A 13369-nucleotide genomic window follows, 5' to 3' on the forward strand; every position below is an offset into this window, starting at 1 on the left:
GCAGCATCACCGGACGGGTATTGAACGGTATTAATGGCGGATGGCGATTAATCCAGCGTCATATTCAGTTCTTTGAGTTTGCGCGTCAGGGTATTTCTTCCCCAGCCTAATAGTTTGGCCGCTTCTTGTTTGTGGCCACGAGTGTACTCCAGGGCGGTTTCCAATAAAATTTTCTCAAACTCCGGTAAGGCTTCGCCCAGTAGATTATGGTTACCTTGCTGAAGTGCGCCTTTTGCCCATTTCTGTAAAGCCTGATGCCAGTGTGAGTGAGCCGGATCACCTGCTGGCGGAGTGTCTGTCGTCAGGAGTTCCGGTGGCAGATCTGAGGGTAAAATTTCATTACCACTGGCCATAACGGTTAACCAGCGGCAGGTGTTTTCTAACTGTCTGACATTGCCCGGCCAGTCAAGATCTGTGATGAGTTCGACAGTGCTCGGATGCAAGGTTTTGACCTCGACGCCCAGTTCATCAGAGGCCCTCTGAAGAAAATGATGTGTCAGCTGCGGAATATCCTGACGGCGATCTTTCAGCGCCGGAATATGGACGCGAATCACATTCAGGCGATGGAACAAATCTTCCCTGAAATCGCCGTTGGTGACCAGAAGCTCCAGGTTCTGGTGGGTGGCGGCAATGATCCGGACATCAACATTGACGGGTGAGTGACCACCAACCCGATAAAACTGGCCATCAGCCAGTACGCGTAATAAGCGGGTCTGAATGTCTAGTGGCATGTCTCCGATTTCATCGAGAAACAGAGTACCGCCGTTCGCTTGTTCAAAGCGCCCCTGGCGCACGCTGTTAGCCCCGGTGAAAGCGCCTTTTTCATGGCCAAACAGCTCAGACTCAATTAAATCTTTCGGAATTGCTGCCATATTCAGGGCGATAAAGGCTTTCTTGCTACGTGGGCTATGGCGATGCAGGGCATGGGCAACCAGCTCTTTACCGGTACCCGATTCACCGTTGATCAATACCGAGATGGAAGAGCGGGATAAACGGCCAATGGCGCGAAAGACTTCCTGCATGGCCGGCGCTTCACCGATGATCTCCGGCACGGCTTTCACGGTTTGTTCTGGCTGCTGCTGACGTTTCTGTTCCTGACTATGGGTGACAGCTCGTTCTACCAAACTGACCGCTTCGTCAATATCAAACGGCTTCGGCAGGTATTCGAAGGCCCCTTCCTTATAGGCGTTAACGGCGGCATCTAAGTCGGAATGGGCTGTCATGATGATGACCGGTAAGGAGGGGTGATCCTGCTGCAGCGATTTAAGCAACGTCAGCCCATCGGTACCCGGCATGCGAAGATCAGACACCAATACGTCGGGTACACTGCTTTCGAGTGCTTCAATGACACTGTCGGCATTGGCAAAGGTTTCACATTTTAATCCGGCGGCATTGAGGGTACGTTCTAATACCCAGCGAATAGAACTGTCGTCGTCAACAACCCATATCAATCCTTTGCTCATATTGTCGGTCCCCTTTAGTGATAGAAATCGGGTGAATACACTGATGTGTGACGGGTGTGTGGTCATCAGGTCAGATTATGGGTAAGAAAATTGTAAATTTGGTATGTCCCGGCCAACTGACGACTTCAATTTTACCCTGGTGCTGATCGATCAGGTTGCGGGCGATAGATAAGCCTAGCCCGGTTCCTCCCTCTCTTCCGGTTACCATAGGATAAAACAAGGTGTCCTGGATCGCTCTCGGAATGCCCGGCCCATCATCGATGATGTCGATTTTTGCGGCAATTCGATAGCGCTGGCCATGAATCAAGGTTTGATGTGCAGTACGGGTTTTCAGGGTGATATTACCGCCATTGATTTGTTGCAACGCTAACGCAGCATTATTGACGATATTGAGAATGGCCTGCTCCAGCTGTTCCTGATCCATGGTGAAGTCGGGCAGGCTGGGATCATAGTCGCGGTGGATCTGAATACTTTCACCACAGTCGAGGCTAACAAGTTGGCGTACTTTCTCTAACACCACATGAATATTATCAACTTGCCGCTGTCCCGGACGTTGCGGCCCGAGCAGGCGGTCGACTAAATTACGTAGCCGATCAGCTTGCTCGATGATCATCTGGGTGTACTCGGTATAACTCGGATCCGGGAGGGCTTTTTCTAATAATTGCGCCGCGCCACGTAAACCGCCCAACGGGTTTTTAATTTCATGGGCCAGGCCGCGTACCAGTTCTTTGGCGGCCTGTTGCTGAGCATGCTGACTGAGTTCCTGGCTGATACGTCGCTGCTGGTCGATAGGTTTGAGCTCCAGCAGGATCAGCAGTTCTTTTTGCCAGGATATCGGGCTGGCATTGAGCTCTAAGGTATGGTGTTTACCATCAATGACAAAGGTGACATCGCTATCAGCCAGTCCCTGACCACTCTGAAGTGTGGCTTGCACCAGGCCGATATCCAGGGATGAGTGTTGCAATAATTCGGGGAAACAGGTGTTCAGTAAACGGCGTTTACTGTACGACAGCAGTTGTTCTGCTGCCGGATTAACGTAACGAATGGTTAACTTCTCGTCGAGCAACAGTACCGCTGTGACTAAATTATCCAGAATTATAGGGGTAAAAGTAGCTGTCACGATCATCATCCTTGTTGATATCAATACGCATCACTTTTTTGATCAATGACCGTTATCGTGAAGAGGATTGATATTGTGCACCATGTTGGTGCAATCAAGTGTAACCTGCCTGCCTACAATAGTGCACCAAAAATCAGTATTGCGTGATCACTTGGCTTCCACCGCTGGTGGTTTACGCTGGATCACGGAAGCCCGGTGTAGGTAAACGGTAATACTCTCTGATAATGCAATAACCTTGCCGTATTTAAGAAGTTGTATTTGCAGCTGGTGGCTGCCTCTATCGATGTTGATTAAACGCCAGCTGAGGCTGGATTGTGGTCGACCGTATGCTTTGCCATCAAGCAATAACTGTACATTGTGGCCTTGATCCATTTCACGGTTGGCGATGGCAGAGATGGCAATGATCCCTTCGTTATCGCGGAGGGTTTGTTCATGCACCGGAGACAGCAGACGAATGCTGGGCGGGGGAGTGGCATCAGGTGTTTTGGTTGGTTCTGAGGGGGTGAGTTCAGAGGCGGTGGGGCTGGCCACAGATGCTGCACCCGGCAGGGAATCGAACTGATAGACTGTCGCTTGAGCGGTGGGTTGATCAGAGAAGTGAACGACACCGTCGCTATCTACCCAGGAGTAGATGGTGGTGGCACACAGACCCGGGGAGATCAGAAGGCCCAATAGGGTTACCAAGATCATGATAAATGGTGTGTGCATATCGGCCTCCAAAACTTGTTAGTTTTTCAGCTTGGTGACAGACGGCAAGATCAAAAAGGCCTGCTTGTGAAGCAGGCCTAAGTCTTAGTTATTCAGTAACTTGTTAATTACTTATACTGAATAGTACAGGTCAAACTCAAGAGGGTGAGTGGTCATGTTGATTTTCTCAACGTCTACAGACTTCAGTGCGATGTAAGAATCAATGAAATCATCAGAGAATACGCCGCCCGCAGTCAGGAACTCACGGTCTTCGTTCAGGCTTTGAAGTGCGCCTTGCAGTGATTCTGCAACGGTTGGGATTTCCGCCGCTTCTTCAGCCGGAAGATCGTAAAGATCTTTATCCATCGCTTCACCCGGGTGGATCTTGTTCAGGATACCGTCAAGGCCAGCCATCAGCATTGCTGAATATGCCAGATACGGGTTAGCGGCCGGATCACCGAAGCGAATTTCGATACGGCGTGCTTTCGGGCTTGATACCACTGGAATACGGATAGAAGCAGAACGGTTACGAGCAGAATATGCCAGCATAACAGGTGCTTCATAACCAGGAACCAGGCGCTTGTACGAGTTAGTTGCCGGGTTTGCAAATGCGTTGATGGCACGAGCGTGTTTAATGATACCGCCGATGTAGTAGATCGCCATCTCAGAAAGGCCGCCGTACTTATCGCCAGCAAACAGGTTCTGACCATCTTTATTTAGAGACATGTGAACGTGCATGCCAGAACCGTTATCACCGACAAGTGGCTTAGGCATGAAAGTGGCTGTTTTACCAAATGCGTGAGCAACGTTATGAACAACGTACTTATAGATTTGGGTTTCATCCGCTTTCGCTGTCAGGGTGTTGAAACGCGTCGCGATTTCGTTCTGGCCAGCAGTTGCCACTTCGTGGTGGTGCGCTTCAACGACCAGACCCATTTCTTCCATGATAAGACACATGGCAGAACGGATATCTTGTGATGAATCTACCGGTGCGACCGGGAAGTAACCGCCTTTAACACCAGGACGGTGACCTTTGTTACCACCTTCGAAGTCAGCACCTGTGTTCCAGGCCGCCTCAATATCATCAATCTTGAAGAAAGAACCAGACATGTCGGTATTGAACTTAACGTCATCAAACAGGAAGAACTCTGGCTCAGGGCCAACTAGCACGTTATCTGCAATGCCCGTCGAGCGCATGAATTCCTCAGAACGCTTAGCGATTGAACGAGGGTCGCGGTCGTAGCCTTGCATGGTTGCAGGCTCAAGGATGTCGCAACGAATGTTTAGCGTTGCGTCTTCTGTGAATGGGTCCAGCACTGCGCTTGTAGCGTCAGGCATCATCACCATGTCTGATTCATTGATACCTTTCCAGCCAGCAACAGACGAGCCATCGAACATTTTGCCTTCTTCAAAGAAGTCAGCGTCGATTTGATGAGAAGGAATAGAAATGTGCTGTTCTTTACCTTTGGTATCGGTAAAGCGTAGGTCAATAAACTTAACTTCATTTTCCTGGATCAGTGCTAGTACATTTTCTACTGACATCTTGAGTAACCTCCGGTGTTAGATTGGGCAACTGGCCGCAAAAATTTTCATTGCTCTGTGCAGAGCGAATCTAAATAAGATATTGCGAAAAGCGTGCCAATTTTTTAAAGCCCCAAAATCGCCCACTTACGGCGCATTGGGGGCTAAGGGAATCCTTTTTTGCACCATTATGGTGAATTACCGCACCGGTATGGTGCATTTGAGCTGGTATTCTCGATATTGGTGCGCCCCTACTATTAGCCTATGTGATTATATTGTCAATCTGACCACTGCATAATCACGCTGTTTTTTTGGATTAATCGGAAGTTTCAAAGACAGCGATGATATTTAGCTGACTCGCGATAACCACAGCTTGCGGGTGGCGCTGAGCGGTTGTGGGCACGGTCTTTTATCGGCTGTAAGCATGCATAAACAGTGAGGGAGATGAAGGCTTATGCTCGGGTTAAAAAAAAACCGGTGATATAAATCACATATTACGTGGGTTTTAGCGTAAAATCTGTTAGATTATGAGCCGTTTTTTTAACCAAGTAGCTACCCACCGTTGGTCGCTGCATGTTCTGAGTGAATGTGAAATCCATGTCTAATCAACTGATCGATAAATTAAGAAATATCGCAATTATTGCTCACGTTGACCACGGTAAAACTACCCTGGTTGATAAACTACTACAGCAATCTGGCACGTTAGAAGCGCGCGGCGAAGCCGAAGAACGTGTTATGGATTCTAACGATATCGAGAAAGAGCGTGGCATTACCATTCTTGCTAAGAACACAGCAATTAACTGGAATGACTACCGCATCAACATCGTCGATACCCCGGGACACGCCGATTTCGGTGGTGAAGTTGAGCGTATCATGTCGATGGTTGACTCAGTATTGCTTATCGTTGATGCCGTTGATGGCCCTATGCCACAAACGCGTTTTGTAACGCAAAAAGCATTCGCATACGGTCTTAAGCCAATTGTTGTAATCAACAAGATTGACCGCCCTGGTGCACGTCCTGAGTGGGTTATGGATCAAATTTTTGATCTGTTTGATAACCTGGGTGCGACTGATGAGCAACTAGATTTCACAACTGTTTATGCATCTGCACTAAACGGTTGGGCAACAATGGAAGATGGCGTTGTTGGCGAAGACATGGAACCATTGTTCCAAGCGGTTGTTGATAATGTTGCAGCACCATATGTTGATGTTGACGCCCCACTTCAGATGCAAGTATCTCAACTTGATTACAGCTCTTACGTAGGTGTTATCGGTGTTGCTCGTATCGCTCGTGGTTCTGTTAAGCCAAACCAGCAAGTGACTATCATCAATGCTGAAGGCAAGAAGCGTAACGGTAAAATCGGTACAGTTCTTGGTTACCTTGGTCTTGAGCGTAACGAAGTTGAAGTAGCTACAGCGGGCGATATCGTCGCTATCACAGGTCTTGGTGAGCTGAAAATTTCAGACACTATCTGTGACGTGAACGAAGTTGAAGCTCTTCCTGCACTTTCTGTAGATGAACCAACAGTAACCATGACTTTCCAGGTGAATACATCACCGTTTGCTGGTAAAGAAGGTAAGTTCGTTACTTCACGTAACATTCTTGAGCGTCTGCAGAAAGAACTTGTTCATAACGTAGCATTACGTGTTGAAGAAACTGACAGTCCAGATCGCTTCCGTGTTTCAGGTCGTGGTGAACTTCACCTGTCTATTCTGATCGAAAACATGCGTCGTGAAGGTTTCGAGCTAGCAGTATCTCGTCCAGAAGTAATCATCAAAACTGTTGATGGTGTGCTAATGGAACCGTTTGAAATGGTAACTATCGATGTGGTTGAAGAGAACCAAGGTAGTGTTATGGAAAGCATCGGTATCCGTAAAGGTGAGCTGAAAGATATGGCACCAGATGGTAAAGGTCGTGTTCGCATGGACTTTATGATGCCTTCTCGTGGTCTTATCGGTTTCCAAACAGAGTTCTTAACAATGACCTCTGGTTCTGGCCTTATCTACCACTCTTTCGATCACTACGGTCCACACAAAGGTGGCGTTATCGGTCAACGTTCAAACGGCGTATTGATCTCTAACGGTACAGGTAAAGCAGTAACATACTCACTGTTTAACCTTCAAGAACGTGGTCGTCTGTTCTCTGAGCACGGTGATGAAGTTTATGAAGGTCAGATTATCGGTATTCACAACCGTGCTAACGATCTGACTATCAACTGTCTTCGTGGTAAGCAGCTGACTAACGTTCGTGCATCTGGTACTGATGAAGCGCAAACGCTATCTCCTGCTATCAAGCACACGCTTGAGCAAGCACTAGAATTCATTGATGATGATGAACTAGTAGAAGTTACGCCAGTAAGCGTTCGTATCCGTAAGAAACTTCTTACTGAAAACGATCGTAAGCGTGCGGGCCGTGCACCGAAGTAATCGGCCACGAAGCGTAAGCTAAAAAAATCCCGCCATTGGCTTTGCCATGGCGGGATTTTTGTATCTGAAGCCATTTGATCCAGGTATATCAAACGGCTGGCAATGCTCTGAACTGAAATTAATCGAATGGGTGTCATTGTCCCGATTGGTATCACAGGTTTGATTTTCCACAGCCTGCCCACTTTACAGTATACTGGTTGCTTAATGCACGATGAGCGAAGCAGTATGCAGCCAATTATTATTACCGGCGGTCCGGGCGCGGGTAAAACCACCTTACTCAATGCGTTGGGAAACAAAGGCTATTTAGTCTTCCCTGAAGTATCTCGTACCTTAATTCAGGAACAAGCCGCTCTGACGAATGGCGTGTTACCCTGGACCAACCTACCGGCCTTTGCCGAACTGTGTCTGGAGATGATGGCAGAGCAACGTCGTTTTGCTGAAAAAGGCACCATGCCGGCTTTTGTTGATCGGGCTGTCCCGGATATTTGCGCTTACCTGACCATCGGCGGAGAGCCTGTCAGCCAACCTTATATTGATGCCTCATCGGGTTATGCCAAACAGGTGTTCTTTTGTACGCCCCATGATACGACGTATTGTCAGGATGAAGAGCGTCCCCATAGTTTTGCGGAAGCACAGGCGATCCATGAGCAGCTGATCACGACCTATGAAAGCCTGGGTTATGAGGTGATGACGGTGCCGTGGGGAAGTATTGAAGAACGAGCCAGCTGGGTGCTGGCCCGCATGTCGCTAAAGGCTTAAGGTGTTATGTGTTCTTCAGCTTCGAAACAAAGCGTTCAGACTCATCAATGGCGGTTTGCATGTCGATAATGGCTCGCTGAATATCATTTTGCAGTGATGTAAACTCACCTTGCAAAGAGCCAATTGCAGCAGCATTGAGATTATGTTTCAGGTATAGGGTGTTATCTCGCAGCGTATTGAGCACCGGCGTCATTTTCTTCTCGGCACGGTGCATTGCCGTTAACATTCTCTGGTAAGACGCCCGGGTGGCTTTGAGTTTCTTTTCACTGTCGCGTTTGAGGTTGGCGCTGGTGTATAGCGCTAGTTCATCCTGCCATTCGTCAAACAGTGCATCCGCGACATCTTCGATGGCGGCAATACGCTCGCTCACTTTTTCGGCGGCATCAGCGCTGGCTTCATACTGTTCATTGATTCGGTCGTAGGTGGCTTCCAGTTCACCGCCGTCAAACTGGTTAAGGGCTTTTAAGGCATCGAGGGCGCTGGTAAATTGGGTTTGGGCATCTTGTTGCGCTTCGGTGGCGTCTTCAACCCGGTCCACCATAATCTCACGTTTATGGACGCCGACTTGTTCCATGGCGGAATAGTAGGCACTCTGGCAGCCTGATAACAGGGTGGTGCTTAATAAGATGGCAAGCAGGTAAGGCATGTCCGGTTCCTTGTCTGGGGTGAGTCCGTCACGGGGATAGGGTTCCTAACCGCATTGAGCAATCCGTATTAGACTTTGAAATATATACCAATAGATTAAATGAATATGGCTGACAATAAAATAACTGGCAAGATGCAATTGCTCCGGCAGGCCAAGGTTGGCTTTGCCTACTTTACCTATCTGCACCGGCGTATTGGCCATGATCGGCTCACCGTCACTGCGGGCTCGATGGCCTATGTGACTTTGTTGTCACTGGTTCCGATGATCACCGTGGTGTTATCGGCGCTGTCTGCTTTTCCGGTTTTTGTCGGTTTAGGGGACTTATTGCAAAATTTCGTCATTGAAAATTTTGTGCCGGCCGCCGGTGAGGTGGTGAAACAGTATCTCAATGAATTTGTCGCCAATGCCGGTAAGATGACGGCGGTCGGTGTGGGGGCATTGTTTGTCGTCGCCATGATGCTGATGTCATCGATTGATAAATCGCTAAATTATATCTGGCGAGTTCATGAGAAGCGTCGTCCGGTGATTTCGTTCTCAATATATTGGATGGTATTAACCTTAGGCCCCATTCTGGTCGGCTCCAGTATTGCGGTCAGCTCTTACCTCGGGTCGCTGAATTTGCTCGACAGCGAGGCGGTCAGTGGCCTGTTTCAACAGACGCTGCGCGGGCTGCCGGTGATTATGTCAAGCTGTGCGTTTCTGGGGTTGTATTTACTGGTGCCCAATATCAAGGTGAAGTTGAGCCATGCCCTGATTGGCGCTTTGACGGCCAGTGTACTATTTGAGTTGAGTAAAAAGGGTTTTGCTCTCTATATCACCAATTTTCCCTCCTACCAGGTGATCTATGGCGCGTTGGCCGTGATCCCGATCCTGTTTGTCTGGGTCTATTTATGCTGGTGTATTGTGCTGCTGGGGGCGGAAATTACCGCCAGTTTAGGTGAGCGAACACATTGGCTGGTTGCAGACCAGGCAAAGCCTGCCCACTCTGATAAAGATGGTGCAGACGTTAAAAAACATTCTGACGTAACAAGCCATTTTGAAACAAAAAGTGAGAAGGAACAAAGTAAATGATTGCGCTAATTCAACGTGTAAGTGAAGCCAGTGTGACTGTCGATGGCCAGGTAACAGGCACCATCGGAAAAGGTTTGCTGGTTTTACTGGGGGTAGAGAAAGGAGACGATGAAGCAAAAGCGCAGCGTTTACGTGATAAGGTTTTGGGTTATCGTGTGTTTGAAGATGACGCCGGAAAAATGAATCTGAATGTCCAGCAAGCCGGTGGCAGCGTCTTAGTGGTGTCGCAATTTACTCTGGCTGCAGACACGAATAGCGGCATGCGTCCGAGCTTTTCTGCCGGTGCCGCCCCCGCTGATGCGGAACGCTTGTACGATTATTTTGTCGAATGTTGTATGGATAAAGAAATTCAGACTGAAACCGGTATTTTTGCTGCTGATATGAAAGTGGCATTATTGAATGATGGCCCAGTGACATTTTGGCTTCAGGTTTAATATCAATCTGATTGATAAAGCTTTGTGCTTAATGGTAGTGGCAAACTATCATTTATTAGCCAGGCTGTTCTGGTTCGAGATGGATAACGATAACCTACCGGGCAATGCGAGAGAGGGATGGCATGTTTCGACTGATCACACCACAAACGGATACTGAGTTAGCGAGCTACTATAATTTTCGCTGGCGTATTTTGCGTGAACCATGGCACATGCCTGTTGGTTCTGAGCGGGATGCTTACGATGAGCTGAGCTGCCATCGCATGATAGTGGATGATAAAGGCGAAACCATTGCTATCGGTCGGCTTTATATGACCCCGGATAATGACGGGCAGATCCGATTCATGGCGGTGCACCCTGAATTTCGTCATAAGGGCATGGGGGCATTGGTCCTGATGGCCTTAGAGTCGCTGGCACGGCAGGAAGGCGCGAAGCGTCTGGTCTGTAATTCCCGGGAAGATGCGATCCCGTTTTATCTGAAAAACAGCTTTGCCAGCCAGGGCGAGTTAAGTGATGAACGCGGCCCGGTGCGTCACCAGCAAATGCTGAAGCACCTTGACCCGCTAACCGATGTCGTGCGCCACCCGGAATGGTGTCAGGAGCTACAGGAGTTATGGCAATATCAAATCCCGATCAGTGAAAAGATGGGGGTTAAAATCAGCCAGTACACCGGTTACCGTTTTGAAGTCAGTGCACTGATCAATGCTAACCTCAACCCGAGTGAGTTTATGTTTGCCGGCAGTATTTTTACCATGGCGACGTTAGCGGGCTGGGGCTTTATCTGGATGCTGATTAAAGAACGCAAACTGCAGGCTGACATTGTGCTGGTGGATAGCCATATCCGTTATATCGCACCGGTGAAAGAGCGTCCACGTGCCGTGGCTTCCGTCGAAACCCTGAGCGGCGATTTTGATCGCCTGGCGAGTGGCCGCAAAGGTCGGGTGACGGTCGAAGTGAGTGTTTACAGTGGTGAGCAACGGGCTTCCACATTTACCGGTACTTATATGTTGTTTCCATTACAGGAAGATAGCGACAGCCGTCGTTGATCACCTTGCCACTCGCGGATGAGCTGCTGGCAGCCTTGCTTTGCCTCCAGCTTAACGGCTTGTTCTGCCGAATTGGCCAGATCCCATTTTCCCTGTATATTTGCTTCAATCCCGCTGCCGCTCAGCGTCATTGGATCAATCACCAAGCGCCCGCGATCGGCGGTAATTTGCAATGGTGTTGCCGAAAACGGCTGAACCGGCGCTGACGCTTCGGCCGTGCTGTTTGATGCGTTATTTGCTAAGTGTCTTGATGAATTGTCTGATCTGTTGCGGGATTGCCAATCAATATCAGTCAGTTCTTTGCCGGGCTGACTCCAGAGTTGCCATAGCTGCTCAGTCGTCAGTTCTCGCGACTGTAATTGCCGGAATGCGGCGGTTAACTCACCGCTTAAACTGTAAGCCAGGCTGGTCTGATGCTGTGCCAGTCCTGTGGCTGATAATGTGATATCCATTGCGCCGCTTAACGGCAGAGGCAGCTGGAACCAATAAGGTAAAGTGCTGGCCGGCATACTGTCTGCCTGGAGGTATAACTGCCAGGGTTGACCTGGCCGATCAAGCTGGATTTCCCCCGTTGCGTCCAGCAAGCCGTTTTTGAAGGGGACGATTGCCTGCGTAAGCTGCCAGTTTCCAGCCTGGCTTTGCATCATAATATACGGCTCAATCATCGTGACTCGGTTAACACTGGCAAAGCTGGCACTGACGCTCAGTTCGCCCTGCCATAATCCCAATTGTCCATGACGTTTGAGGAGCAGATCTTCGCCATTGATATTCAGCCCGGTCAACTGGATAGGGAATAATGGGTTGTTATCTGTCAACTGGGCGTAGCCCACATCCAACTTTGTTATGCTGATATCATCAAATACCCTGTTCAGTGTGGAGGCGGATTGGCGCCATTGTTCGGGGCGCAGCCATTTAATGCCATTGATGGTGACTTGATTGAGTGCCAGCAGATCAGGCGTTAATGCGCCATCGGTCTGGATAAAACCGTCCAAGACTTTACCCGACAAGCCATCGATGGTGATTTGTTGCGGTGCAAAAAACAGTTCAACCAGTGGTTCTTCAAATACAGTCTCTTGCCATTGAATACTGCTGGCACTGAGGGACAGGTGAGCGTTTTGTTGCTGCCAGTAAGTCGCTGGCCAGTGCCAGTCTTGCAGCGATAAATTCACTGTATTTAAGGCATACTCAGGCACTTCCACGCTGCTTTCCAGGATATCAAGACGTTTGATATTCACGGTGAAATCGGTAGCCTTTAATTGTGCAAGTTGTGCCTTGAATTGCTCAAGCAGAGCTGGATTCTGTAATTGTAATCCTGTCAGAGTGAGTTGGTGCAGAATGAGAGAGTCAGGTTGCGCGCCGGAAGCTAAGTACTCGGCCTGACCGTTAAGGCTGGCGTGTTGCCAGTCAAAAGAAAAACCATACAATTTCCATTTTTGATCATAGTAGTCACCATCAATGAGGACATTATCCAGAATGATATTCTGCCAGCTGAGCTGGGAAGCTGACAGTTGGAAGTCACCACTAAATTGTCCCCACGGCTGAGCCAGGCTATTCCAGTTGTCTACCTGCAAGCGGGCATCTTGCAGGCTGATGGCTGGCGAAGTGATATTCAGGTTATTTAATGCCAGGCGCGAAATATAAAGAGTGGGCAGAGCCTTAAGATTTACGGAGTGTTGAAGTTCCGTACCATCTATTAATACGCTGTCGAAATACCAGCCTTGCTTGAATAATTGCAAAGGGGCCAGCCATAACTGCAACTGGTCTGCTCTTAACACAGGAACTTGGCGATAGTTTAGCTGAGGCTGCTCTAGTTGAAGGTGCCAGGGATCGCTGATGTGATAGGCAATGTTATCAGCCTTAAGCTGATAGTCAGTAAAGGTATTAATGCTACGGCTGATGATGGCGGTGGCGTACTGGGTGTGGAGTAATGTCAGAATAATAGTACAGCTTAATAGCAGTAGTACCACGATGGTTGCGAAAATTTTCCCCACTGTACGCATTGATGCCCTCCTTCTTTTATACCAAGCGGATATGAGTCAGTTTGGCATTACTCAGAGTGGCGTAAAAGCGGGTGAGCTGCAAGGAAATACATTGGTTTTCATAGAGATGATCGTTTTTCTTGGAATGTTTGGTTTTGTCGGTATTGCGGAAGTAAAAAAAGAAAGCCCCTCAAGTGAGGGGCTTAGAATATAGTAGTG

The 13369-nt window shown here is 48.7% G+C and carries 12 protein-coding genes; 6 read left to right on the plus strand and 6 right to left on the minus strand.

Annotation, left to right across the window (positions count from 1 at the left end; genetic code table 11):
- Positions 1 to 47: 47 nt before the first annotated feature.
- From glnG to glnA, 4 genes are all read right to left on the minus strand, one after another.
- Positions 48 to 1463, minus strand: coding sequence for a nitrogen regulation protein NR(I) (gene glnG / locus L4D76_RS14145; RefSeq protein WP_428441534.1), 1416 nt, complete (start codon positions 1461 to 1463; stop codon positions 48 to 50).
- A 70-nt stretch (positions 1464 to 1533) separates the two neighbouring features.
- Positions 1534 to 2589: a nitrogen regulation protein NR(II) gene (gene glnL / locus L4D76_RS14150; protein ID WP_428441572.1), complete on the minus strand. Its 1056-nt coding sequence runs from the start codon at positions 2587 to 2589 to the stop codon at positions 1534 to 1536.
- A gap of 141 nt (positions 2590 to 2730) precedes the next feature.
- On the minus strand, positions 2731 to 3291 hold the full coding sequence (locus L4D76_RS14155; RefSeq protein ID WP_428441535.1) for a DUF4124 domain-containing protein: 561 nt from the start codon (positions 3289 to 3291) through the stop codon (positions 2731 to 2733).
- A gap of 111 nt (positions 3292 to 3402) precedes the next feature.
- On the minus strand, positions 3403 to 4812 hold the full coding sequence (gene glnA, locus L4D76_RS14160; protein WP_428441536.1) for a glutamate--ammonia ligase: 1410 nt from the start codon (positions 4810 to 4812) through the stop codon (positions 3403 to 3405).
- Between the two features lie 576 nt (positions 4813 to 5388).
- Between glnA and typA the strand changes: the two genes are divergently transcribed.
- Positions 5389 to 7218 (plus strand): translational GTPase TypA, encoded by a 1830-nt coding sequence (typA, locus tag L4D76_RS14165; protein WP_428441537.1) that lies wholly within the window; start codon positions 5389 to 5391, stop codon positions 7216 to 7218.
- A gap of 225 nt (positions 7219 to 7443) precedes the next feature.
- Complete coding sequence (locus L4D76_RS14170; protein WP_428441538.1) at positions 7444 to 7977, plus strand: AAA family ATPase; 534 nt, start codon at positions 7444 to 7446, stop codon at positions 7975 to 7977.
- A 4-nt stretch (positions 7978 to 7981) separates the two neighbouring features.
- Here L4D76_RS14170 and L4D76_RS14175 read toward each other — a convergent pair whose 3' ends face one another.
- Entirely contained in the window at positions 7982 to 8623 is a 642-nt protein-coding gene (locus L4D76_RS14175) for a DUF2959 domain-containing protein (protein WP_428441539.1), read from the minus strand.
- A 105-nt stretch (positions 8624 to 8728) separates the two neighbouring features.
- Between L4D76_RS14175 and L4D76_RS14180 the strand changes: the two genes are divergently transcribed.
- The 3 genes from L4D76_RS14180 to L4D76_RS14190 all read left to right on the plus strand — a co-directional run bounded on the left by L4D76_RS14180 (position 8729) and on the right by L4D76_RS14190 (position 11171).
- Positions 8729 to 9694 (plus strand): virulence factor BrkB family protein, encoded by a 966-nt coding sequence (locus L4D76_RS14180; RefSeq protein ID WP_428441540.1) that lies wholly within the window; start codon positions 8729 to 8731, stop codon positions 9692 to 9694.
- Positions 9691 to 10128 (plus strand): D-aminoacyl-tRNA deacylase, encoded by a 438-nt coding sequence (gene dtd, locus L4D76_RS14185; protein ID WP_428441541.1) that lies wholly within the window; start codon positions 9691 to 9693, stop codon positions 10126 to 10128. The genes L4D76_RS14180 and dtd overlap by 4 nt, the downstream gene beginning before the upstream one ends.
- Before the next feature lie 122 nt (positions 10129 to 10250).
- Positions 10251 to 11171 (plus strand): bifunctional GNAT family N-acetyltransferase/hotdog fold thioesterase, encoded by a 921-nt coding sequence (locus L4D76_RS14190; protein WP_428441542.1) that lies wholly within the window; start codon positions 10251 to 10253, stop codon positions 11169 to 11171.
- Here the strand turns inward: L4D76_RS14190 and L4D76_RS14195 are convergent.
- The gene (locus L4D76_RS14195) at positions 11126 to 13171 is read right to left on the minus strand and encodes an AsmA family protein (protein WP_428441543.1); all 2046 of its coding nucleotides are present in this window, start codon (positions 13169 to 13171) and stop codon (positions 11126 to 11128) included. The genes L4D76_RS14190 and L4D76_RS14195 overlap by 46 nt on opposite strands.
- Between L4D76_RS14195 and L4D76_RS14200 the strand changes: the two genes are divergently transcribed.
- A complete protein-coding gene (locus tag L4D76_RS14200) occupies positions 13140 to 13364 on the plus strand; it encodes a hypothetical protein (protein ID WP_428441544.1) in 225 nt (74 codons plus the stop codon). The genes L4D76_RS14195 and L4D76_RS14200 overlap by 32 nt on opposite strands.
- Positions 13365 to 13369 lie beyond the last annotated feature (5 nt).

Origin of the sequence: Photobacterium sagamiensis (genome assembly GCF_050337085.1) — a bacterium.
GTDB classification, from domain to species: Bacteria; Pseudomonadota; Gammaproteobacteria; order Enterobacterales; family Vibrionaceae; genus Photobacterium; species Photobacterium sagamiensis.